This window comes from Thioalkalivibrio sp. AKL17 (genome assembly GCF_000377885.1).
Lineage (GTDB): Bacteria > Pseudomonadota > Gammaproteobacteria > Ectothiorhodospirales > Ectothiorhodospiraceae > Thioalkalivibrio > Thioalkalivibrio halophilus.
Genome location: NZ_KB898768.1, coordinates 90963 through 112862 on the forward strand (window position 1 = coordinate 90963; position 21900 = coordinate 112862).

23 protein-coding genes are annotated in these 21900 nt (G+C 68.0%); 13 read left to right on the forward strand and 10 right to left on the reverse strand.

Going from position 1 to position 21900, the window contains the following annotated elements; all coding sequences use genetic code 11:
* Positions 1-34: 34 nt before the first annotated feature.
* From hslO to gatC, 4 genes are all read right to left on the reverse strand, one after another.
* Positions 35-961: an Hsp33 family molecular chaperone HslO gene (gene hslO / locus D577_RS0110555; RefSeq protein ID WP_018947441.1), complete on the reverse strand. Its 927-nt coding sequence runs from the start codon at positions 959-961 to the stop codon at positions 35-37.
* Positions 958-2394, reverse strand: coding sequence for an Asp-tRNA(Asn)/Glu-tRNA(Gln) amidotransferase subunit GatB (gene gatB, locus D577_RS0110560; RefSeq protein ID WP_018947442.1), 1437 nt, complete (start codon positions 2392-2394; stop codon positions 958-960). Before gatB ends, hslO begins: the two co-directional genes overlap by 4 nt.
* Positions 2395-2405: 11 nt before the next feature.
* Positions 2406-3860, reverse strand: a complete 1455-nt coding sequence (gatA, locus tag D577_RS0110565) for an Asp-tRNA(Asn)/Glu-tRNA(Gln) amidotransferase subunit GatA (RefSeq protein WP_018947443.1) — start codon at positions 3858-3860, stop codon at positions 2406-2408.
* Positions 3861-3938: 78 nt separating this feature from the next.
* On the reverse strand, positions 3939-4226 hold the full coding sequence (gatC, locus tag D577_RS0110570) for an Asp-tRNA(Asn)/Glu-tRNA(Gln) amidotransferase subunit GatC (protein WP_018869799.1): 288 nt from the start codon (positions 4224-4226) through the stop codon (positions 3939-3941).
* A gap of 153 nt (positions 4227-4379) precedes the next feature.
* On the opposite strand from gatC, the gene D577_RS0110575 reads away from it, so the two are divergent.
* The 5 genes from D577_RS0110575 (at position 4380) to rnd (ending at position 8401) form a co-directional block, all read left to right on the forward strand.
* Complete coding sequence (locus tag D577_RS0110575; protein WP_018869798.1) at positions 4380-5426, forward strand: rod shape-determining protein; 1047 nt, start codon at positions 4380-4382, stop codon at positions 5424-5426.
* 81 nt (positions 5427-5507) lie between these two features.
* Positions 5508-6371, forward strand: coding sequence for a rod shape-determining protein MreC (gene mreC, locus D577_RS0110580; RefSeq protein ID WP_256377179.1), 864 nt, complete (start codon positions 5508-5510; stop codon positions 6369-6371).
* Entirely contained in the window at positions 6368-6859 is a 492-nt protein-coding gene (gene mreD / locus D577_RS0110585) for a rod shape-determining protein MreD (RefSeq protein WP_018947445.1), read from the forward strand. The genes mreC and mreD overlap by 4 nt, the downstream gene beginning before the upstream one ends.
* Positions 6860-6942: 83 nt before the next feature.
* Positions 6943-7248 (forward strand): DUF1244 domain-containing protein, encoded by a 306-nt coding sequence (locus D577_RS0110590; RefSeq protein WP_018947446.1) that lies wholly within the window; start codon positions 6943-6945, stop codon positions 7246-7248.
* On the forward strand, positions 7241-8401 hold the full coding sequence (gene rnd / locus D577_RS0110595) for a ribonuclease D (protein WP_018947447.1): 1161 nt from the start codon (positions 7241-7243) through the stop codon (positions 8399-8401). Before D577_RS0110590 ends, rnd begins: the two co-directional genes overlap by 8 nt.
* A gap of 69 nt (positions 8402-8470) precedes the next feature.
* On the opposite strand, the gene D577_RS0110600 is transcribed toward rnd, so the two are convergent.
* On the reverse strand, positions 8471-8917 hold the full coding sequence (locus D577_RS0110600; protein WP_018947448.1) for a hypothetical protein: 447 nt from the start codon (positions 8915-8917) through the stop codon (positions 8471-8473).
* A 143-nt stretch (positions 8918-9060) separates the two neighbouring features.
* Here D577_RS0110600 and D577_RS0110605 point away from each other — a divergent pair, with 143 nt between their 5' ends.
* On the forward strand, positions 9061-9558 hold the full coding sequence (locus D577_RS0110605) for a SprT-like domain-containing protein (protein ID WP_018947449.1): 498 nt from the start codon (positions 9061-9063) through the stop codon (positions 9556-9558).
* A 104-nt stretch (positions 9559-9662) separates the two neighbouring features.
* The gene (msbA, locus tag D577_RS0110610) at positions 9663-11456 is read left to right on the forward strand and encodes a lipid A export permease/ATP-binding protein MsbA (protein ID WP_018947450.1); all 1794 of its coding nucleotides are present in this window, start codon (positions 9663-9665) and stop codon (positions 11454-11456) included.
* A gap of 246 nt (positions 11457-11702) precedes the next feature.
* Here the strand turns inward: msbA and D577_RS0110615 are convergent, their stop codons facing one another.
* The 3 genes from D577_RS0110615 to D577_RS0110625 are packed head-to-tail and all read right to left on the reverse strand — an operon-like array spanning position 11703 to position 14127.
* On the reverse strand, positions 11703-12983 hold the full coding sequence (locus D577_RS0110615; RefSeq protein WP_018947451.1) for a 3-deoxy-D-manno-octulosonic acid transferase: 1281 nt from the start codon (positions 12981-12983) through the stop codon (positions 11703-11705).
* Complete coding sequence (gene gmhB, locus D577_RS0110620) at positions 12983-13555, reverse strand: D-glycero-beta-D-manno-heptose 1,7-bisphosphate 7-phosphatase (RefSeq protein WP_018947452.1); 573 nt, start codon at positions 13553-13555, stop codon at positions 12983-12985. Before gmhB ends, D577_RS0110615 begins: the two co-directional genes overlap by 1 nt.
* Complete coding sequence (locus D577_RS0110625) at positions 13552-14127, reverse strand: SIS domain-containing protein (protein WP_018947453.1); 576 nt, start codon at positions 14125-14127, stop codon at positions 13552-13554. The genes gmhB and D577_RS0110625 overlap by 4 nt, the downstream gene beginning before the upstream one ends.
* A gap of 140 nt (positions 14128-14267) precedes the next feature.
* On the opposite strand from D577_RS0110625, the gene D577_RS0110630 reads away from it, so the two are divergent.
* From D577_RS0110630 to D577_RS0110655, 6 genes are all read left to right on the forward strand, one after another.
* Positions 14268-15299 (forward strand): lysophospholipid acyltransferase family protein, encoded by a 1032-nt coding sequence (locus D577_RS0110630; RefSeq protein ID WP_018947454.1) that lies wholly within the window; start codon positions 14268-14270, stop codon positions 15297-15299.
* The gene (locus tag D577_RS0110635) at positions 15289-16383 is read left to right on the forward strand and encodes a glycosyltransferase family 9 protein (protein WP_018947455.1); all 1095 of its coding nucleotides are present in this window, start codon (positions 15289-15291) and stop codon (positions 16381-16383) included. The genes D577_RS0110630 and D577_RS0110635 overlap by 11 nt, the downstream gene beginning before the upstream one ends.
* A complete protein-coding gene (locus D577_RS0110640) occupies positions 16376-17521 on the forward strand; it encodes a glycosyltransferase (RefSeq protein ID WP_018947456.1) in 1146 nt (381 codons plus the stop codon). Before D577_RS0110635 ends, D577_RS0110640 begins: the two co-directional genes overlap by 8 nt.
* 64 nt (positions 17522-17585) lie before the next feature.
* Entirely contained in the window at positions 17586-18320 is a 735-nt protein-coding gene (locus D577_RS0110645; RefSeq protein WP_018947457.1) for a sulfotransferase family 2 domain-containing protein, read from the forward strand.
* Positions 18321-18322: 2 nt separating this feature from the next.
* A complete protein-coding gene (locus D577_RS0110650) occupies positions 18323-19162 on the forward strand; it encodes a sulfotransferase domain-containing protein (RefSeq protein WP_018947458.1) in 840 nt (279 codons plus the stop codon).
* Positions 19159-20058, forward strand: coding sequence for a sulfotransferase (locus D577_RS0110655; RefSeq protein WP_018947459.1), 900 nt, complete (start codon positions 19159-19161; stop codon positions 20056-20058). Before D577_RS0110650 ends, D577_RS0110655 begins: the two co-directional genes overlap by 4 nt.
* Here D577_RS0110655 and D577_RS0110660 read toward each other — a convergent pair.
* Positions 20022-20783 (reverse strand): sulfotransferase family 2 domain-containing protein, encoded by a 762-nt coding sequence (locus D577_RS0110660; protein WP_026289015.1) that lies wholly within the window; start codon positions 20781-20783, stop codon positions 20022-20024. The genes D577_RS0110655 and D577_RS0110660 overlap by 37 nt on opposite strands.
* On the reverse strand, positions 20780-21874 hold the full coding sequence (locus tag D577_RS0110665) for a glycosyltransferase (RefSeq protein ID WP_018947461.1): 1095 nt from the start codon (positions 21872-21874) through the stop codon (positions 20780-20782). Before D577_RS0110665 ends, D577_RS0110660 begins: the two co-directional genes overlap by 4 nt.
* Positions 21875-21900 lie beyond the last annotated feature (26 nt).

Here is a 21900-nt window from a genome sequence, read left to right on the forward strand (position 1 = left end):
TCGCAGGGGGTCGACCGACCGGCCGATCCGCCCCCTATTGCGAGGTATCGGGCCCCGGCGGCTGCGCGTTGCCCGGACGGCACAGAGCCTCGGCATCCACCGCATCGAACACGTACTGCGCGTTGCAGAACTCGCAGGTGACCTCGATGCGGCCCTGCTCGGCCAGGATCGAGCGGATCTCGTCCACCCCGAGGCTCTGCAGGGTGGTGGCCACGCGCTCGCGCGAGCAGTGGCAGTGGAATTCCACCGTGGAGCCGTCGAACAGGCGCACGCGCTCCTCGGCGAACAGCCGGCCCAGCAGCGAGCCGGCGTCCAGCTGCAGCAGTTCGGCCGCCGTGGTGGTTTCGGCCAGGGTGGTCGCGCGGTTCCAGTCCTCGCTGTCGCGCGACAGCGGCTGCCCGCTGTCATCCGGCAACCCCTGCAGCAGCATGCCCGCGGCGCGCTGGCCGTCGGCGGCCAGCCAGACCCGCGTGGGAAGCTGCTCGGACTGCTCGAAATACCCGTCCAGGGCCGCGGCCAGGGTCTGCCCGCGCAGCTCCACAACACCCTGATAGCGCTCACCGCCGTCCCCGGGGTCCAGGGTCATCATCACCCGCGCGTCCTCGCCCAGGATCGCATCCAGCGAGCCGTCCTCCGGCGGGGTCTCGTGATAACGGGCCACCCCGCGCAGATGACCCTGCCCGTCCGCCTGCGCCACCAGCATGTGCAGCGGACCGGATCCCGTGACCTGCAGGATCAGGGAGCCCTTGAACTTGAGCGTGGCGGCGACCAGGGTGACCGCGGCGCAGGCCTGCCCCAGCAGGTCGCGCACCACCGGCGGGTAGGGGTCGCGCTCCAGCACCGCCTGCCAGGCCCGGTCGAGGTGCACCCATTCGCCGCGCACCCCGGTGTTTTCCAGCATGAAGCGGTGCAGGGTATCGGCTTCGCGCGCGGATGCCGCGCCCATGCCCGCATCACTCATGCCTGATCCAGGCGTTCCTTCAGCCGCTCGTTGACCTGGGCGGGGTTGGCCTTGCCCTGGGTGGCCTTCATCACCTGGCCGACGAAGAAACCGAACAGCTTGTCCTTGCCGCCCTTGTACTGCTCGAGCTGCTTGGGATTGTTCGCGATCACCTCGTCGATGATGGCGTCGATCGCGCCGGTGTCGGTGATCTGCTTCAGCCCCTTGGCCTCGATCACGCTGTCGGCATCGCCCTCGCCGTTCCACATCGCCTCGAACACTTCCTTGGCGATCTTGCCGGAGATGGTCTCGTCCTGGATGCGCGCCAGCAGTCCGGCCAGCGCCCCGGCATCCACCGGGGCCTCGGCGAGCTCCACCTCGGAGCGGTTGAGCGCGGCGGAGAACTCGCCCATCACCCAGTTGGCGGCCAGTTTGGGCGCATTGCAGCCCCGCACCACCGCCTCGTAGAAATCCCCCGTCTCGCGGGTCGCGGTGAGCACGCCGGCATCGTATTCCGGCAGTTCGTACTCGCGCACGAAACGCTCGCGCTTGGCGTCGGGCAGCTCCGGCAGGCGGCCGCGGATTTCTTCGATGAAGCCCTGATCGACCTCCACCGGCAGGAGGTCCGGATCGGGGAAGTAGCGGTAGTCGTTGGCCTCTTCCTTGGTACGCATCGAACGCGTCTCGTCGCGGTCCGGATCGTACAGGCGGGTCTCCTGCACCACGCGGCCGCCACCCTCGATCACGTCGATCTGGCGTTCGATCTCGAAGTTGATCGCACGCTCGACAAAGCGGAAGGAGTTGAGGTTCTTCAGCTCCGCGCGGGTACCGAACTCCGCCTGCCCCTTCGGCCGGATGGAGACGTTCGCGTCGCAGCGGAAGCTGCCCTCCTGCATGTTGCCGTCACAGATGTCGAGGTAGCGCACCAGCGAGTGCAGCTTCTTCATGTAGGCGACCGCCTCCTTCGCCGAACGCAGGTCCGGCTCGGAGACGATCTCCACCAGCGGGGTGCCGGCGCGGTTGAGATCGATGCCGGTCATCGCCTCGAAGCCTTCGTGCAGACTCTTGCCGGCGTCTTCCTCGAGGTGCGCACGGGTCACGCCGATGCGCTTGGTCGAGCCGTCCTCCAGCTCGATGTCCAGATGCCCGCTGGCTACGATCGGCAGCTCGAACTGCGAGATCTGGTAGCCCTTGGGCAGGTCCGGGTAAAAGTAATTCTTGCGCGCGAACACCGAGCGCGGGGCGATTTCGGCGTCGACCGCCAGCCCCAGCATCACCGCACGCTCGACCACCCCGCGGTTGAGCACCGGCAGCACGCCGGGCATGCCCAGGTCCACCGGGCAGGCCTGACGGTTGGGCTCGGCGCCGTAGGCGGTGGGCGCCCCGGAAAAGATCTTGGAGACGGTATTGAGCTGGGCGTGAATCTCCAGCCCGATGACGGTTTCCCATTCCATGCTGCGACCCCTCAGGCAAAGGCCGACGGCACGCGGGCGTGCCAGTCGGTCTCCTGCTGAAACTGGTGTGCGACGCCGATCATGCGCGCCTCGTCGAAATAGTTGCCGATCAGCTGCAGCCCGACCGGCAGCCCCTGCACCTCGCCCGCCGGCAGCGACATCGCCGGCAGCCCCGCCAGGTTGGCGGCGATGGTGTAGATATCCGAGAGGTACATCTTGACCGGATCGGCGCTCTTGGCCCCCAGCTCGAACGGCAGTTCCGGCGTGGTCGGGCCCAGCAGCAGGTCGACGTCGGCGAACACCCGGCGGAAGTCGTCGGCGATCACCCGGCGGACCTTCTGCGCCTTGAGATAGTAGGCGTCGTAGTAACCGGCGGACAGCACATGGGTACCCACCATGATGCGCCGCTTCACCTCGGCGCCGAAGCCCTCGCCGCGCGAACGCGTGTACAGGTCCAGCAGGTCCTGCGGATCCTCGCAGCGATAGCCGTAGCGCACGCCGTCGAACCGCGAAAGGTTGGACGAGGCCTCGGCCGGGGCCACCACGTAATAGGCCGGCACCGACAAATGGCTGTTGGGCAGGCTGACCTCGCGGATCTCGGCGCCGCGCTCGCGCAGCACCCGGATCGCCTCGTCCAGCGCGGCGCGGATGCCGTCATCCAGGCCTTCGCCGAAGAACTCCTGCGGCAGGCCGATGCGCAGCCCGGTGAGGTCGGCGTCCAGCGCTGCGGTGAAGTCCTCGGCCGGGCGTTCGAGGCTGGTCGAGTCGCGCTCGTCGAACCCGGCCATGGCATTGAGCATGTGCCCGCAGTCCTCGGCCGAGGCCGCCATCGGCCCGCCCTGATCCAGGCTGGAGGCGAAGGCAATCATGCCGTAGCGCGAGACCCGGCCATAGGTCGGCTTGAGGCCGGTGATCCCACAGAACGCGGCCGGCTGGCGGATGGAACCGCCGGTGTCGGTGCCGGTGGCGCCGGGCGCCAGACGTGCGCCCACCGCCGCCGCGGAACCGCCCGAGGAGCCGCCCGGAACCCGCGCGGTATCCCAGGGGTTGTGCACCGGACCGTAGAAGCTGGTCTCGTTGGACGAGCCCATCGCGAACTCGTCCATGTTGGTCTTGCCCAGCATCACCGCGCCGGCGGCGTGCATGCGCTCGACCACCGTGGCGTCGTAGGGCGAGACGAACGGGTCCAGCATGCGCGAGCCACAGGCGGTGCGCACGCCGCGGGTGCAGAAGATGTCCTTCTGCGCCACCGGCACGCCCAGCAGCGGGGCCTCCTCGCCCTTCGCCAGACGCGCATCGGCGGCGTCCGCCTGCTCCAGCGCGGACTCGGCGGTTACGGTGACGAAGCTGTTGAGATCCGCATCCAGACGCTCGATGCGGTCCAGGTACAGGCGGGTGAGCTCGCGCGAGCTGATCTCTCGGGCGCGCAGCTTGCGTACCCAGTCGGAGAGGGTTTCCTGGGTCATGGACTCGGGACTCTTTCCTTCAAGCGTGGCTGAAAGCGGCGCACAGGGCGCGCCGCAGGCGATTCGGCGGATGACGCGTCATTCAATGACGCGCGGCACCAGATAGAGACCCCCTTCCACCGCCGGGGCAATGGCCTGGTAGTCGTCGCGCCGGTCGGGCTCGGTCACCGCGTCCGGGCGCATGCGCTGGGCCGCGTCCATCGGATGGGCCATCGGCTCCACCCCCTCGATGTCGGCGCCGTCGAGCTGCTCGACGAAGTCGAAGATGTCACTCAGCCCGCCGGCAAACTCGCGGGCCTGGTCGTCATCCATCGCCAGACGCGAAAGCTCGGCGATGCGCTGGACGTGTTCGGTGTCTACGGACATGGCTTGCGGACCCTCGCTGCGGGCGATAACGAAACACTCAGGGATACGCTGAGACGGAGCGCAAACTTACCACAACCCCGACCTTGCCCAAACCCGGGGCGGTTGCTAGAGTCCGTGACTTTCCCGCCGACCATGCAAGCAGGTTCGTACCCCATGCTCAAACGCCTCCTGGGGCTGTTCTCCAACGACATCTCCATCGACCTCGGCACGGCCAATACGCTGATCTACATGCGCGGCCAGGGCATCGTGCTCAACGAGCCCTCGGTTGTCGCGATCCGACAGGACCGGGGCCCCGGGGGGCCGCGTTCGATCGAGGCCGTCGGCATCGAGGCCAAGAAGATGCTCGGGCGCACACCGGAGCACGTGGTGACCATCCGGCCGATGAAGGACGGCGTGATCGCCGACTTCACCACCACCGAAAAGATGCTGCAGTACTTCATCAAGAAGGTGCACGAGCGGCGGATCTTCCGGCCCAGCCCGCGTGTGCTGGTCTGCGTGCCCTGCGGCGCGACCCAGGTGGAACGCCGGGCGATCCGCGAATCCGCCTTCGGCGCCGGGGCGCGCAAGGTCTACCTGCTGCAGGAACCGGTGGCCGCGGCGATCGGTGCCGGCATCCCGCTGGACGAGGCGGTCGGCTCCATGGTGCTGGACATCGGCGGCGGCACCTCCGAGGTCGCCGTACTGTCGATGAACGGGATCGTCTACTCCGAGTCCGTGCGCATCGGCGGCGACACCTTCGACGAGGCCATCATGGCCTACGTGCGTCGCAACTACGGCGTACTGATCGGCGAGGCCACCGCGGAGCGCATCAAGCATGCGGTCGGCTCGGCCTACCCCGGCAAGGAGCTGCTGGAGATCGAGGTCAAGGGGCGCAACCTGTCCGAGGGCGTGCCGCGCTCGTTCACCCTGAACTCCAACGAGATCCTCGAGGCCCTGCAGGATCCGCTGTACGGGATCGTGTCGGCGGTGCGCACGGCACTGGAACAGACCCCGCCGGAGCTGGGTTCCGATGTCGCCGAACGCGGCATCGTGCTGACCGGCGGCGGGGCGATGCTGCAGCAGATCGACCGTCTCCTGATGGAGGAAACCGGCATCCCGGTGGTCGTGGCCGATGATCCCCTCACCTGCGTTGCCCGCGGAGGCGGCCGGGTTCTGGAAATGCTCGACGAGAAACGGGTCGACTTCCTTTCCATGGAGTAAACTCCGGGCCCGGGCGCGCCCCCGGGAGTCGCCCCGCGTTCCGGAGGTTCGGTTATAAGCAAGCCCCTGTTCAGACTGGGCATCTCGCCCACGCTTCGCCTGCTCTTCGTGGTCCTGGTGGGGGTCGCGCTGATGGTGCTCGACCACCGCCTGAACGAACTGCAGACGGTGCGCAGCGTACTCGCCACCGTGGCCTACCCGATCCAGGTCGCGGTGGATGCGCCCATCCGCGCGGGCTCGCGGGTCCTGGAATCGTTCTCCAGCCGCGAGGACCTGGTGGTGGAGAACCGCATCCTGCGGCGCGAAAACAGCGAGTTGCGCGCCCGCCAGCTCCGCTTCGAGGCATTGCAGGCGGAGAACGACCGCCTGCGCGCCCTGCTCAACACCGCCCGTCAGGCCGACGAGGAAGTCCAGGTCGCGCAGATCCTTGCGGTGGACCTGGATCCCTTCCGCCAGCAGATCGTGCTCGACAAGGGACAGCGCGATGCGGTGTATGCCGGCCAGCCGGTGATCGACGCCGACGGCGTGGTCGGGCAGATCCTCTCCGCACAACGCTCCAGCGCCACGGCGCTGCTGATCTCCGACCCCGGACATGCACTGCCGGTAGTCAGCGCCCGCACCGGCCTGCGCGGCATCGTCGTCGGCACCGGCAACCCTCAGCGCCTGCACATGCGCCACGTCCCGCCGCAGGAGGACATCGTCGAGGGCGACCTGCTGCTGACCTCGGGGCTGGGCGGGCGCTTCCCCGCAGACTACCCGGTCGCGCGGGTCACCTCGGTGGAACGCCCGCCGGGCGAGCCGTTCCTGGCCATCGAGGCGGAACCCCTGGCCGCGCTGGACCGCTCGCGCGAAGTCCTGCTGCTGTGGATGGAGGACCATGAACGCGACGCGATCCCGACTCCGCTGCCCACCGAAGACGAAACCGAAACCGGCCCGGCATCATGAGCGGCGGCGCGGGCATCCCCTGGCCGGTGCCGCTGAGCCTGCTGGCGGCGCTGGCGCTGGCCATCGTGCCGATGCCCGAGGGCCTCGCGCTGCTGCGTCCGGAATGGGTGGCACTGGTCCTGATCTACTGGGCCATGGCCTTTCCCCAGCGCATCGGGGTGTTCACCGCGTTCGTGTCCGGACTGCTGCTGGATGTCCTGCTGGGACAACTGCTCGGCCAGAACGCCGTGGCCATGGCGCTGGTGGCCTATCTGACCATCCAGCTGCATTCACGCCTGCGGGTTTATCCTGTATGGCAGCAGATGATCGTGGTGATCGGCCTGATCGCCCTGTACAAACTGGTGGCGCTGTGGCCGCAGGGCCTGACCGGCCTGCCGCCGGGCACCCCGTGGTACTGGGCCCCCGTGCTCAGCAGCGCGCTGGTGTGGCCCCTGATCTTCGTGCTGCTGCGCGACGTGCGCAAACGCTGGCTGCTGCATCTCACCTGAACCGGCACGCGGGCCGTCGCACTCGGCCGCCGGCCTGCGGCATACTCCTCGAGCCATACAATCCCCATTCGACCGGAGGCCCCATGGACCCGAACAAGCAGACCGAGATCGAGGCCGCGGTTTTCCGCCGCCTGCTTCAGCATCTGGACGAGCGCAAGGACGTGCAGAACATCGATCTGATGAACCTCGCCGGTTTCTGCCGCAACTGCCTGTCCAAATGGTATGTCGCGGCCGCCGAGGAACGCGGCGAGTCCGTCGACTACGAGGCCGCCCGCGAGATCGTCTACGGCATGCCCTACGCCGAGTGGAAGGAGCGGTATCAGAAACCGGCCAGCACCGAGCAGCTGGAGGCATTCGAAAAGAACCGTCCCGACGAAGACCATGCATGATCACGGCCTGATCGACACCCCGGAGGCACTGCAGGCATTCCTGCAGGCCGTTCGGGGTGCCCCGTGGATCGCCCTGGACACCGAGTTCCTGCGCGAGAAGACCTACTACCCGAAGCTCTGCCTGATCCAGGCGGCCACCCCGGAGCACATCGGCAGCATCGACCCGCTGGTGCTGGACGTAAAACGGCTGGCCCCGCTGCTGCACGATCGCTCCGTGACCAAGGTCTTTCATTCCGCCTGGCAGGACATGGAGATCCTGCTGCGCGAGACCGGCGACGTACCCGCACCGGCCTTCGACACCCAGATTGCCGCGGCGATGCTCGGTCACGGCGATCAGGTCGGCTATGCCAATCTGGTCCGCGCGGTGCTGGACCACGAACTGGACAAGAGCCAGACCCGCACCGACTGGTCGCGCCGTCCGCTGGATTCGGAGCAGCTGGCATATGCCGCCGACGATGTGCGCTATCTCGCGGCCCTGTACCAGCAGATGCACGCGGAACTGGAGAGCAGCGGGCGCCTGGAATGGCTGCAGCCGGAGATGGACGCCCTCGCCGACCCCGAGGCCTACCGCGCGGATCCCGAGGCGGCCTGGCGCCGGGTCTCCGGACACAAGCGCCTGAAACCGCGCGAACTCTCCGTGCTGCAGGCCGTGGCCGCATGGCGCGAACGCACGGCGCAGAGCAGCGACCGGCCGCGCAAGTGGGTCCTGAGCGATGACCTGCTGCTGGAGATCGCCCGCCGGGCACCCGCAGGGAGCTCGCAACTGCGCGGACTGCGCGGTTTCCCCTCGGGCATGAACGACGACCGGGTACAGGGCCTGCTGGAGGCGATTCGGGCAGGACGCGAGCGTCCGCAGTCGGAATGGCCGGCATTGCCGAAACAGAAGCCGCTGTCCGAGGCTGACGAGGTGCTCGCCGACATGGCCATGGCCCTGCTGCGCGAACTCGCACGCAGGCAGGAGATCACGCCCGCGGCCATCGCCCAGCGCAAGGATGTCGTGGAACTGGTGCGCGGACGCGCGCAGGACAGCCGCCTCGGCAGCGGCTGGCGCCATCACGTGGCGGGCGCCGAGATTCAGCGCTGGCTGAACGGCGAAACCGCGTTGTCACGCGACCCCGCAAACGGACTCGAGCTGAAATCCACGGCCGGATGAGGCCGTCGGCTTTCTCCCGCGGGACGGGAGGGGGGAGGGGCGGACCGCCCGCTCCCGGGCGCCCCTTTCTCAGGCGGCCTTGTAAACGCCGCGACGCGGCGACGTCAGACGCCCCTGACGCTTGAGATAGGCCAGCGTCTGACTGATGTTACGGGTATCAAGCCCGGCCTTCTCGGCCTCGGCCTTGATGTCCTTCACACTCATCTCCGACTGCGAGGCCACGATGTCGCACAGTTTCTGGCTGATGGAACCACCGCCGCCGCGACGCCCGCCGCGTGCGGACGAGGCCTTCCGCCGGCCCCCGACGCGCCCGCCCAGTTCCTCGATCTGGCGGTCGAGTTCGCGCAGTTCGGCCTTGTGCCGGGCGACCATTTCGCGGCGCTTTTCCTTCAGCGCCTCGCGTTTTTCCTTGCGCTCGGCTTCCTTGCGTTCCTCTTCCTCGCGCTCGCGTTCCCGTGCCAGGGCATAAAGTTCCTCGGCCGACAGTTCGGAAGCCTTCTTGTCATCCACAGCCATTACTCACTCCAATATTCGTTTCGATGTCTGCAGAATCCGCCTCAATGCGAATTCCGGAAGATAACGACAACGCATAAAATATTGCGGTCGCGCCATCTTTTTACAAATATGCCACGAATCCCCGAAAGAAACCAAAATTCTGCATGAATCTCGACACCGAATCGCGGGATCGCATCCGTCGGCGTACGCGTTCCTTTTACATCGAGGCCACCGGTCAGCCCGCGACCGCCACCCCGGAGATACGCTTTGATCTGCGCGGCCGCGCCGCAGGGCAATTCCGAGTGCACCGGGGTCAGGAGGCCATCCGTTTCAACCCCGAGGCCTTTGTTCACGACTGGGATGCGCATTTCCCGGAAACCATTGCACACGAAGTGGCCCATGCCGCGGTTTACGCCCTTTATCGCGGCCGCCGGGTACGCCCCCACGGCGCGGAATGGCAGGCCATCATGCACCACCTCGGCGCCACGCCCCGGGTGCGTCATGCCACACCGCTCACACCCGCACGCCGCCAGCGCACCTATGCTTATGTCTGCGACTGCAGGCACCATGCGCTGAGCCCGCAGCGCCACGCCCTGATTCGCAACAAGGGTTACCGCTACCAGTGCCGGCAATGCGGGGGCTGGCTGCGCCCGAACGAATGACGCACCGCCGCGCCCCGGAGGCGCCCGGGGAGGTCTGTTATCATGCCTGCCCGGCTTCGCAGCCAATCCCGCAGCCGGCGTTCCGACCAGGACCCCGCAATCGCATGAAGAGAAAAGCACTCGACGCCACCCACCCCAGCGCCGGCGAATCCTGGAATCTGTTCCGCCGGATCTTCCAGTTCATCAAGCCGTACTGGCGCATGGGCATCGTGGCGATCATCTCAATGATCCTGGCCGCCGCTGGCCAGGCCGCCTTCGCCTGGATCATCCAGCCGCTGGTGGATGGCACGTTCATCCAGCAGGATCCGGATGCCCGCATCTGGGTGCCGCTGGGTCTGGTGGGCATCTTTTTCTTCTATGCATTCACCACCTTCGCCGCACAATACACGGTGGCCTGGGTCGGCCGTAAAGTGGTCAAGGACATCCGCCAGGCCGTATTCGATCAGTACCTGCGGCTGCCGGCAGGGTTCTTTGACCGGCATTCCTCCGGCACCCTGCTGGCCAAGCTTACCTATAACGTCAATCAGATCAGTGCGGCCGCTTCCAAGGCGATCCTGATCCTGGTCAAGGACAGCTTCACCATCCTTTTCCTGTTGATGTACATGACCTGGCTCAGCGGCTGGCTGATGCTGATCGTGTTCGGACTGGCACCCGCGGTAGCCCTGGTCATTACCGCAGCCAACAAGCGTTTTCGCAAGTTCAGCCGGCGTATGCAGCGTTCGGTGGGGGATTATGCCCAGGTCGCGGAAGACAGCATTCGCGGGCATTCGGAGGTCAAGATCTTCGGCGCCGAAGACTATGAATCCAGCCGCTTCCGCAAGATCAACGAGCGCCACCACCGACAGTTCATGCGCTACAAGACGGTGGAGGCCGCCAGTCAGCCCCTGTCGCAGTTCGGTGCGGTCATCGCGCTGGCCATCATCGTTTATCTGGCCACCATGGACATGGTGATGGAGACGATCACCCCCGGCGGCATGATTTCCTTCATTGCGGCCATGCTTCTGCTGCTGCCCCCGCTCAAACGGGTGGTCAAGGTCAACTCGGAGATCCAGAAAGCGCTGGCAGCCGGCGAGAGCGTCTTCGAGGTGCTGGACACCTCCCCGGAACCGGACCACGGTGAACGCCGCCTGGAACGGGCCGAGGGACATCTCGAGGTCGACCATGTCTGGTTCCGCTATCCGCAGACCGAGGACTGGGTGCTGCGCGACATCTCGCTGGAGATCCGGCCGGGGCAGACCGTGGCCCTGGTCGGACGGTCCGGCAGCGGCAAGAGCACCCTGGCCAGTCTGATTCCACGCTTCTACGAACCCGAACACGGGGAAGTGCGCCTGGACGGCCATCCGGTGCGGGAATATCCACTGCGCGACCTGCGCGGGCAGATGGCGCTGGTCAGCCAGCAGGTGGTGCTGTTCAACGACACCGTGGCCAACAACATCGGCTACGGCCTGGCGCGCGAACCATCCGCCGAAGAGCTGCACGAGGCTGCGCGCGCGGCCAACGCCCTGGAGTTCATCGACGACCTGCCCGACGGCTTCGACACCGTGGTGGGCGAGAACGGCGTGATGCTCTCCGGCGGGCAGCGGCAACGGCTGGCAATCGCCCGCGCCCTGCTCAAGGACGCACCCATCCTGATCCTCGACGAGGCCACCTCGGCGCTGGACTCGGAGTCCGAGCAGAAGATCCAGGACGCCCTGGAACAGCTGATGCGCGGGCGCACGACCCTGGTGATCGCGCACCGCTTGTCCACGGTGGAAGACGCCGACCGCATCCTGGTGCTGGACGACGGCCGGGTGGTGGAATCCGGCACGCACAACGAGCTGATGGAGGCCGGCGGGCATTACGCCGCGCTGCAGAAGGGCCAGTTCGGCGAGGAGGAACAGGCCGGCCCCGAAGAGTGATCTTCCGGCGCTGACCGGGCTGGCTGCGATTCAAACGGATGCGGTCGGAGAGCGAGTCATCCGGCGGTTCCGGGGAGTGACCCGGGCCCTGTCGGTTCGCGTGCGAGCACGCTTCCACGGGCGGGGTGATGCGAACAGAAAGGTGGGAGCGTGCTCGCACGCGAACATGGCCGGTGGACGCCCTCGATCCGGCCATAACCGATCGGCAGGTTCTGTGCCAGGAAGCCAGGCGGCGCCGGCACGGAATCAGCCTGCCGCCACCGTCTCCTCCAGCACACCCAGGACCCGCGCCACGGCACCGCGCCCGGAGGCCACCACATCCTGGCCGGCTACGGCCATGCGCCGCCCTCGTTCCGGGTCGTCGAACAGTTCGGCCAGAGCCGCGCCCAGCGCGTCGCCATCGGCGACCTCGATGCGGGCCTCCACGGCATCCAGGGCGCGGGCGACAGCGGCGAAATTCGACACGTCCGGGCCGGTGAGCACCGGTCGCCCCAGGGCCGCCGGCTCCAGCAGGTTCTGTCCGCCCAGCGGCACCAGACTGCCACCGACGAAGGCCACGTCGGCCGCCGCGAGATAGAGCCCCATCTCGCCGAGGGTATCCCCCAGCAGCACGTCGGCCTCGCGGTCCGCGCGGCCGGGCGCGTCCGCCAGCAGCGAGCGTCGCGCCACTGACAGGCCCGCGTCCGCGGCCGCCCGCGCCACCGTATCGAAACGCTGCGGGTGGCGCGGCACCCAGATCAGCCGTGCGTCCGGATGGTGCCTGCGCAAGGCGGCATGAGCCGCCAGCACAGCCTCGTCCTCGCCCTCGCGGGTACTGACCGCCGCCCACACCGGCACCTCCGCAGAACACAGGGCGGCACGCAGTGCCGCGCCCCCCTCGGCGCCCGCAGGCGGATCGCGATCGAACTTCAGGTTGCCGCCGATCTCCACCCGCCCGGGCGGCGCACCCAGTGCCCGGAACCGCCCGGCGGCCGTGGAATCCTGCGCGAGGATTCGCATGGGGACGCCCAGTACCTCGCCGATCAGCGGCTGCTGGCGCTGATAGCGCCGGAACGCACGATCCGAGAGCCGGCCGCTGGCCAGCACCAGGGGCACCCCGGCGCGCTCGCAGGCCGCGAACAGATGCGGCCACAGCTCGGTCTCCACGATCACCCCGGCACGCGGTCGGGCCGCGACCACGAAGCGCCGCACGGCGCCGGGGAGATCCAGCGGCAGAAAACGGTGGTGGACGTCGTCGATGCCCGCCGCCGTGATCCGCGCCGCGCCCTCGGGCGTGGTGGTGGTCACCAGCACGGACACCCGGGGGAATCGCTCGCGCAGGCCCCGTATCAGCGGCAGGGCGGCCTCCACCTCGCCCACCGAGGCGGCATGCACCCACCATGCCCCCGACGGCGGCGCGGCACCCCGGCCCAACCATTCCAGGCGGCGCGCCGCCGGGACGTGGTTGCGCGCGGCACGCCGCCACAGGACCGCGCCCATGACCGGCGCCAGCAGGCGTGACAGGACCGCGTAACCGGCGCGCCGCATCAGGAGCGTTCCGTCTCCAGAAGCGCCGCCGCCTCCTGCAGGGAACGGATCCGCCGTGCCTGCGGATCCGCCTGCAGCGCAGCCGCCTGTTCCGCATCCGGGGTCTCCGGAGCGAACAGCAGCCGCGTGCCCACCCCGGCACGGCGCGCGGCCTCCAGGTCGGAGGGGCGGTCCCCTACCAGTACCGAATGCGCCAGATCCACGTCCAGCGCGTCCCGCGCCCGCAACAGCATGCCCGGGGCGGGTTTGCGGTCCGGACAGTCGCGCCGCCAGGGCTCCAGCGCATCGCGCGGATGGTGCGGGCAGTGATAGACCGCATCCAGACGTCCGCCGCGTTCGGCAAAACGGGCCCGCATCCACTGCGTCAGCCGCTCGAAGTCGTCCTCGCCGTAGTACCCGCGACCGATGCCGGACTGGTTGGTGACCACCACAACGGGGTAGCCGGCGGCACCGGCCCGGGCCACCAGCTCGAAGATCCCGGGCATGAAATCGAAGTCCTCGGGGCGGTACACATAGGCGTGATCCACGTTGATCACGCCGTCACGGTCGAGGAACAGCGCCGGCCGGCTCACGGCGCCGCATCGCCCTGCGCGCGGGCGACCAGGGCATCTTCCACCACGGCGCACAACAGATGCCCGATGAGCCCGTGCACCTCCTGCACCCGCGCGGTCGCGGGGTCCGGCACCGCCAGCAGGTGGTCCACCGCGGGGCCGGCGGGCAGCCCCCGCGCGCCGGTCAGCGCGACCGTGGTCAGGCCCCGGCGCCCGGCGGTTTCCAGCGCGCGCAGCACATTGGGGGACTCGCCCGAGGTGGTGAAGCCGACCAGTACATCGCCGGGACGCCCCAGCGCCTCGACCTGCCGCGCGAACACATGCTCGTAACCGAAGTCGTTGGCGATGGCCGTCAGCACCGAGGTGTCGGTGGTCAGCGCAACCGCCGCCGCGCCCGGCCGCACCACGCGGTAACGGCACACGATCTCGGCCGCGATGTGCTGGGCATCCGCCGCACTGCCGCCGTTACCCGCGAGCAGGATCTGGCCGCCGGCATCCAGGCTGGCCAGCCAGCGCCGCGCGACGGCCTCCACCTCCCCGAGGAATTCCGCATCCTCGGCCAGTTGTCCGAACAGCCGGCTGGCGGCCTGCAACTCTGCTGCGATCCCTTCCTGCACGCGTTCCTCACTTTCGGGGGGCGACCCCGGAGACGGCCACCGGCGACGCCCCGTCCCGGCGGTCCCGAATGTACAATGCGCAACATTATCTACCCGACACCCGACTTCGACCAACGATGACATCGCAACGCCGCGAACAAGCCTGGCATCCGGCCAACTGGGGACAGGCCCTGGCCACCGCCCTGCTGTGGCTGCTCGCCCGCCTGCCCTGGCGCTGGGCGATCCGCCTGGGCACCGGGCTGGGCCACCTGCTCTACTACCTGGCGCGGGACCGGCGCTACGTGGTGCGCCGCAACCTCGAGCTGTGTTTCCCGGACCTCGACCCGGATGAACGCGAACGCTGGGTGCGCGCGAACTTCGGCTACACCGGTCGCGGGGTGGCCGAGGTGGCCCTGGGCTGGTTCGGCGGGCCGGCAGTGGATCGCGTGCCGTGTCGCTTCCACGGGATGGAGCACCTGGAGGCAGCGCACGAGGCCGGTGACCCGGTGATCCTGCTGTCCGGGCATTTCTCCTGCATCGAGATGGCCGGTCGGCTGTTCGGCGCACAGGTACCGATGGCCGCGATCTACAAGCCCATGGACAAGAAACCGGTGCTGGAACGTGCCCTGCGTTACGGCCGCGAACGCAAGCTGGAGCGCGTGATCTCCAAGGACGACATCCGCGGGATCCTGCGCAAGCTGAAAAAGGGCGGGACCATCTGGTACGCCGGCGACCAGAACATGCGGCGCACCGAGCAGGTGTTCGCCCCGTTCTTCGGCATGCAGGCCTCCACCACCACCGGCCTGTCGCGCCTGGCGCGCATGGGCCGGGCGCGGGTGCTGCCGATGTTCTATTACGTGAACGACGCCGGCGACGGCTACGAGTTCGTGGTGGGGCCGCCGCTGGAAGACTACCCGAGCGAGGATCGCGCCCGCGACGCCACACGCATGAACGCGGTGCTGGAAGACGCGGTCCGGCATGCGCCGCAGCAGTATTTCTGGGCCCATCGGCGGTTCAAGACCCAGCCCGAGGACGCACCCGACCCGTATCCCGGCCTGCGCACCAAGCATATCGGGCGCATGCCCTGGCAGAATAACAAGAAAAAGAAGGCCCTGAAGAAAAAGCGCAAGAAGGCCGCCCGCGAACAGGGCCCGGACGATGCCTCCTGAGTATTCGGCCGACCGCCCGCTGATCAATGCCCCGCCGGACGAGCTGTGCCTGCTGCGGCTGTCGGCCCTGGGTGACTGCACCCACGTCGTCCCGGTGGTGCGCAGCCTGCAGGCCGCCTGGCCGCAGACCCGCATCACCTGGATCATCGGGCGGCTGGAACACCGGCTGCTGGAAGGACTGCCCGGGGTCGAGTTCGTGGTCGTGGACAAGAACCGCGGCCGCCGCGCCTACGGCGACCTGCGCCGCGCCCTGCGCGGACGCCGCTTTGACGTCCTGCTGCAGATGCAGGTCTCGCTGCGCGCCAGCCTGCTGGGCCTGCAGGTCCCCGCGCGCCAGCGCCTGGGCTTCGACCGCCAGCGCGCGCGCGACTTCCAGTGGCTGTTCACCCGCCACCGCATCGCCCATCGCCCGCGCGAACACGTACTCGACGGCTTCTTCGGCTTCGCCGAGGCGCTCGGGGTGCGCGAACGCCTTCTGCGCTGGGACATTCCGGTGCCGGATGCAGCCCGGACCTGGGCCGCCGGCTACCTGCCCGCGGACCGACCCTGGCTCGCCATCAACCCGTGCTCCAGCGCACGCTTTCGCAACTTCCGCAACTGGGCCCCGGAACGCTACGCGGCGGTCGCCGACCACGCCGCCGAGCGCCATGGCATGGACATCGTGCTGACCGGCGGCCCCACCGACCTGGAACGCGAATACGGCGAGGCCATCGCCGCGCAATGCCGGCACCCCGTCACCAACCTGGTCGGCCGGACCGACCTCAAGCAGCTGCTGGCCGTGCTCGAACGCGCTCAGGTGCTGGTCTCGCCCGACTCCGGCCCCGCCCACATGGCCAACGCCACGGGCACCCCGGTGATCGGCCTGTACGCCGGCTCGAACCCCGACCGCACCGGCCCCTATTGCAGCCGGCAATGGGTGGTCAACCAGTACCCCGAGGCCTGCCGGGCCGCGTTCGGCAAACCGCCCGAAGACCTGCGCTGGGGCCGGCGCGTGCGTGAACCCGACGTGATGGAGCGCATCACGGTGGCCGAGGTCACCGAGCGCCTGGATGCACTGAGGCAGGCGACATCTTCCGATGCGTAATCGCGCCAAACACCCCGTCGCCCTGTTCTTCGCGACCTCCGGACACAGCGGGGTGGATCGCGTGGTGGCCAACCTGGTCCGGGAATTCGCAGACGTAGACCAGCCATTCGACCTGGTGACGATCCGCGGGCACGGACCGTATATCGACGAGCTGCCGGACAACGTCCGCCATGTCCCGCTGCGGGCCGCCCACCGCAACACCGTCCTGCCCGCGCTGATCGCTTATCTCCTGCGCCACCGCCCCCGCGCCCTGTACACCGCCAGCCACCGCCTCAATCGCGCGGCGCTGCTCGCGCGCGCACTGGCCCGACCGCGCATGCCGGTCGCGATCCGCATGGGCATGTCGGTCGCCGCCACGCTGGAGGCCCTGCCCCGGCGCCGGGCCCGGCGCCTGCAGCGCTCCATGCAACGCTGGTATCCACGCGCGGATGCCGTGATCGCCCCGTCGTCCGGTGTCGGTGAGGACCTGCGGCGACTCGCCGGCGTGGTTCAACCGCATCTGCACGTCATCCCCAACCCGATCGTGACCCCGGACCTGCTGCAGCAGGCCAGCGAGGACCCCGATCACCCATGGCTGGGGGAAAACCGCGACCCGGCGGTCCCCGTCATCCTGGGTACCGGCTCCCTGGAGCCGCGCAAGGATTTCGCCACCCTTCTGCGCGCCTTCGTGCGCCTCCGCCAACAACGCCCGGCCCGTCTGATCATCCTCGGCGAAGGCCGCGAACGCCCGGCCCTCGAGGGGCTGGCAACCGAACTCAACATCATGGATGACCTGTGCCTGCCCGGCTTTCAGGGCAACCCCTACGCCTGGATGGCCCGCGCCGATGCCTTCGCCCTGACCTCGCGACGCGAGGGCTCCGGCGCGGTACTGGTGGAGGCCCTCGCCTGCGGCACCCCGGCCGTTACCACCGACTGCCCCACCGGCCCCGCCGACATCCTCGGCCACGGCCAACAGGGCCCGGTCGTGCCCATGGGCGACGACGCGGCCCTCGCCGAAGCACTGCAGCAGGTACTGGACAGCCCCCCCTCGGCGGACACCCTGCGCCAGGCCACCACCCCGTTCGATGCGGCGCGCTCCGCCCGCGCCTACCTGGCCGCGCTCGGCCTCGCTCACCCGCCGGCATCCTCCGACCACTGATTGGTCGCGTTCCCGCGCCTGTGATCTAATCCACCCAGCCAGTCGCCCGACAAGGCCCTTCATCGTGATCATCTCGCACCGCAATCGCTTCATCTTCATCAAGACACGCAAGACCGCCGGCTCCAGCCTGGAAGTCGGGCTTTCGCGCGCCTGCGGGCCCGAGGACATCATCACCCCTTTGAGCGCCAATCGCGGCGAGGAAGAGCTGCGCCGGGCCGAAGGCGGTCAGGGCCCCACTAATTGCCACAAGCGCCCCCTCGAACACCGAGGATGGAAGGAATGGCGACGGCTGCTCTTCCGGGGACGGCGCACCGAGTACCCACAGCATGCTCGCGCGCCACAGATCCGTTCCTTTATCGGACCCGGAATCTGGCACTCCTATTTCCGCTTCACCATCGAGCGCAACCCCTGGGACCGGGCCCTGTCACGCTACTGGTGGCAGAAACACCGCTGGGAAGAGAAGGGGCGCGACAATTTCCCGAACCTGAGCGAATACCTCGCCTGGCTGGAGGAACACAAGCCGCACTGGCTCAGCAACTGGGACCACTACACCATCGATGACGAGATCGCCGTGGACCGGGTTCTGCGCTACGAAAAACTGAATGCCGAACTTACGGAACTGCAGCAGGAACTGGGCCTCGGCACCGACATCCGGCTGCCCGAGGAGCGGGCCAAGAGCGGCTTTCGCCAGGGGCGGCAGGACTACCGCGAGATCCTGAGTGATGCCGACCGAGCGGTCATTGACCGCGTCTGCCGGCGCGAGATCGCCGCCTTCGGCTACCGTTTCGAGGACGGCTGAACATGGCCGCCATTTCCCGCAATCGCGGCCCGCTGCGCCGCGGCATCCAGCATATCCGGCGTCGCTGGCGGCGCCGGCGTGCGGACGTCCACCTGATCTCCTACCCCAAATGCGGGAGGACCTGGCTGGTCGTGCTCCTCAGCAAGGCCCTCGAACTGCATTACGGCATCCGTCTGCGCAAGCCGCTGCGCCTGCGGGGCTATGCCCGCCCCTGGCGCGACATCCCCTACATCCTGCAGCACCACGACGGCGGTCCGGAGTTCCTGCTGCCGGAGGAGCTGGAGCAGGACAAGAGCGACTATGCGGGGCGCAAGGTCGTCTTCATGGTCCGCGACCCCCGGGATGTCCTTGTTTCGTCCTATTTCCAGAAGACCCGCCGCAACGCGAACTACCAGGGCCGAATGGAAGACTATGTCAGGGAGCGGCGCGGCGGGATCGAGACATTGGTCGATTTCTACAACATCTGGGCGCGCAACCGTGACGTGCCGGGCGATTTCCTGCTGCTGCGCTATGAAGACCTGCACGCCGACACCGCTGGCCAGCTCCGGCGGGTGCTCGAATTCATCGGCATGCAGGACGTATCCACGGAAACCCTCCGGGCCGCGGTAGACTTCGGCCGCTTCGACAACATGCGCCAGCTGGAATCCCGCAACGCGATGGGGAGCAGTTCGCTGGCCGCCCGCGACGCCGACGACGCCGAAAGCTACAAGACCCGCAAGGGCGAAGTCGGCGGCTACCGCGAATACCTCGACGGCGAGAGCCTCGAATACGTCGAGGCCATCATCAACGAACGCCTGGACCCCTGGTACGCGGGCTACCGCTATTACAGCGCTGCATCATGACCACCCGTGCGACCCCCCCCGTCATCATCATCGGCATGCACCGCTCGGGCACCAGCCTGCTGACCCGGGTACTGCAGCAGGCCGGATTCTTCATGGGCGTCGGCGCCAGCCGCAACGAGGAAGCCGCATTCACCAACGCGATCAACGCCTGGCTCTTCCGCGAGGCCTCCGCGACCTGGGACCGCCCGGAGTCGTTCGACTGGCTGCTGGAAGACGAAACACTCAGGCCGTGGCTGCTGGACTACATGGAAGGGGTCGTGCGCGGACCGGCCAGTCTGCGCTTCCTCGGGTTCCGCCGCGGACTGCGCGGCGGCGGCATGCCCGGGCAAACCGCTCCCTGGGGCTGGAAGGATCCGCGCAACACCTACACGCTGCCGTTGTGGCTGGAGCTCTTCCCGCAGGCCCGTGTGCTGCATATCACGCGGCACGGCGTGGATGTGGCAGCAAGCCTGCGCGCCCGCCGCCGCGGGGTCTTCGACAAGCGCGCGCACCGCTATCGATCCCTGCGGAGCTGGTATCGCAACCATCCCGGCGCCCCGGCACGTCGCGGCTTCGCTCCACAGGCACGGTGCCGTACGCTGGAAGGCGGCTTCTCCCTGTGGGAAAGCTACCTGCAGCGAGCCCGGGAGCATGTCCGGGCCCTGGGCCCCAATGCCATGGAGATCGCCTACGAGGACCTGCTGACGGATCCGGCGCGACTGCTGCCGCAGGCCCTGGAGTTCTGCGGCTGCCCCCCCGATGCCGAACGGGTGGCCGCAGCGGCCGCGGCTTTTCGTCCCGACCGGGCCCACGCCTGGCAGCATGATGAAGAGCTGCGCACCTTTGCTGCCAGCGTATCCGACCGGCTCGCCCGGCTCGGTTATGTCCCGCCTGCCGACGAATCGTCGAATCCATAACCAAAATATTCGATCTCGCGGCGGTAAAGCCGCTCCACCAGCGCCTTCTCGTCCACACCGTAATAGTCCTGCCATGGCCGCGGATAATCCCGACGCTTTTCGGACGCCAGGGCAACGTCCTTGAGCCCCACCCGGGTCATCGCCTCGCGAAAGTCGGCATCGAGGTTCTCAAAACGGCCGACGAAATCTACCGCCACATGGTCATCAATGGTGTACATCGGCCAGTTGTCATGCTTGGTCTTGCCTGCTTCGGCCTCCCGATGGAGTTCCGCAAGATGTTCCCTGAAGGCAGGAGGGTTCGACTCGTTACGGGTGCGATAAAGGTAATCGGAAACCGCACGTTCGTAGGGATTGCGCACAAAACAGAACTTGAAATACCGATCCCATTCTCTCGGGAAGGCCGACCGAACCTCGGCCGCCGGGGGGTGCGACGATGACGAGAGTCCGAGCCGGCGTTTCGCGCGCTTTTTGACCACCTTGTTCAGCGCGGAACGCCAGTCACGATTCTTGCGCCGCGCGTCGACCAGCTCCCGCAGCCCGCCGGGCGTCATCAGCTGGCGAAGAATCCACCCCTGGCGGGGGTCCACATCCCGCAGGGCCTCGTGCAGGCTCCCGAGCATCAGGTCGCGTCCGCCCAGATGGGGCGCGAGGGCCACCTTCATGGAGCTTCCCGCTACCTTGCGGCAATGGATAAAAATGAATCGATGGCGATGGCTGACAATCACGGAGTTTCTCCTTCTCGCGGCACCAGCCCCATGACCTGCGCATACCGAAGGGCGACGCAGTCGCTGCGGAAGCGGTCCAGGCCTTCGCGGATCCGCTCCTCGCCGGGCGGGTTTTCCAGCGTCGCCTGCAGGGCTGCGGCCAGGGCATCCGCGTCGCCCACCGGCACGAGCGGACCGATCCGCCCATGCTGGAGGATCTCGGCCGGGCCGGACGGACAGTCGGTGGCCACCGCCGGCGCCCCGGCCGCCAGGGCCTCGATGAGCACGTTACCCAGCCCTTCGTAACGCGAAGAAAGGCAGAAGACCCCGGCCCGGGCGAAATAGGGTAGCGGGTCCGGGACATAGCCGGGAAGGTCAACGGCCTCCGCCACCCCCAGCCGCCGTGCCTGCTCCAGCAGGGCTTCACGCAGAGGCCCCTCGCCCAGGATGACCAGTCGCACCGGACGCCGTTCGTGCACCCGGGCGAAGGCCTCCAGCAGCGTGGCAAAGTCCTTCTGCGGTGTCAGACGACCGGCCCCGACAATAACCGGCGGTCCGTCACCAGCAAACCAGGGATGATCCACCGGCGCCTTCACGCGCTCGGGGATATCCGGGGTTACGGTCGGGTTGTAGATCACCTCGATCCGTTCGGGATCCACGTCAAAATGCTCGACCAGGTCATCCCGGACGCCTTCGGAGATCGCGATGACCCGGTCGGCATGCCGGTACAGCCAGCGCGCCGAATGGCGCTTGAATGAGCGGCGCAACGTCTGGCTCGGAGTATTGGTCACCTTCACGAACACCGGCGACGGCACCCACCCCAGCATGCGCCCCAGTACGGCCACCTTGGCCGAATGGTCCTTGGCGGTCAGCACGGCCCCGGGCGGATCCTGCCGCAGCAGACGCCGCAGCTTGAACAGGCTGTCGAATTTACCCCTGCTCTGAAGATCCACTACCTCCACGGCCGCCGGGAGTTCCTCCGGGTAGGGCACCTGTCCGCCGCGGGTCAGCACAAGCCGGGGCCGGATGCCCAGTTGCAGGAACTCCCGACTCAGGATCAGCATCTTGCGCTCGATCCCGCCCCAGGCCTTGAAGGGTGCAAAAATCACCAATTGCGAGTTCAATATTGTCGCCCCCG

What these genes read in the sequence shown, in the direction of transcription:
- D577_RS0110600 (WP_018947448.1), bottom strand. Translation starts at nt 8,917, where the DNA reads ATGGCTGTGGATGACAAGAAGGCTTCCGAACTGTCGGCCGAGGAACTT.
- mreD (WP_018947445.1), top strand. Translation starts at nt 6,368, where the DNA reads ATGAGCGGCGGCGCGGGCATCCCCTGGCCGGTGCCGCTGAGCCTGCTG.
- D577_RS0110635 (WP_018947455.1), top strand. Translation starts at nt 15,289, where the DNA reads ATGCCTCCTGAGTATTCGGCCGACCGCCCGCTGATCAATGCCCCGCCG.
- D577_RS0110615 (WP_018947451.1), bottom strand. Translation starts at nt 12,983, where the DNA reads ATGCGGCGCGCCGGTTACGCGGTCCTGTCACGCCTGCTGGCGCCGGTC.
- D577_RS0110575 (WP_018869798.1), top strand. Translation starts at nt 4,380, where the DNA reads ATGCTCAAACGCCTCCTGGGGCTGTTCTCCAACGACATCTCCATCGAC.
- D577_RS0110605 (WP_018947449.1), top strand. Translation starts at nt 9,061, where the DNA reads ATGAATCTCGACACCGAATCGCGGGATCGCATCCGTCGGCGTACGCGT.
- D577_RS0110655 (WP_018947459.1), top strand. Translation starts at nt 19,159, where the DNA reads ATGACCACCCGTGCGACCCCCCCCGTCATCATCATCGGCATGCACCGC.
- gatA (WP_018947443.1), bottom strand. Translation starts at nt 3,860, where the DNA reads ATGACCCAGGAAACCCTCTCCGACTGGGTACGCAAGCTGCGCGCCCGA.
- hslO (WP_018947441.1), bottom strand. Translation starts at nt 961, where the DNA reads ATGAGTGATGCGGGCATGGGCGCGGCATCCGCGCGCGAAGCCGATACC.
- gatC (WP_018869799.1), bottom strand. Translation starts at nt 4,226, where the DNA reads ATGTCCGTAGACACCGAACACGTCCAGCGCATCGCCGAGCTTTCGCGT.
- msbA (WP_018947450.1), top strand. Translation starts at nt 9,663, where the DNA reads ATGAAGAGAAAAGCACTCGACGCCACCCACCCCAGCGCCGGCGAATCC.
- D577_RS0110650 (WP_018947458.1), top strand. Translation starts at nt 18,323, where the DNA reads ATGGCCGCCATTTCCCGCAATCGCGGCCCGCTGCGCCGCGGCATCCAG.
- D577_RS0110590 (WP_018947446.1), top strand. Translation starts at nt 6,943, where the DNA reads ATGGACCCGAACAAGCAGACCGAGATCGAGGCCGCGGTTTTCCGCCGC.
- D577_RS0110640 (WP_018947456.1), top strand. Translation starts at nt 16,376, where the DNA reads ATGCGTAATCGCGCCAAACACCCCGTCGCCCTGTTCTTCGCGACCTCC.
- gatB (WP_018947442.1), bottom strand. Translation starts at nt 2,394, where the DNA reads ATGGAATGGGAAACCGTCATCGGGCTGGAGATTCACGCCCAGCTCAAT.
- rnd (WP_018947447.1), top strand. Translation starts at nt 7,241, where the DNA reads ATGCATGATCACGGCCTGATCGACACCCCGGAGGCACTGCAGGCATTC.
- D577_RS0110630 (WP_018947454.1), top strand. Translation starts at nt 14,268, where the DNA reads ATGACATCGCAACGCCGCGAACAAGCCTGGCATCCGGCCAACTGGGGA.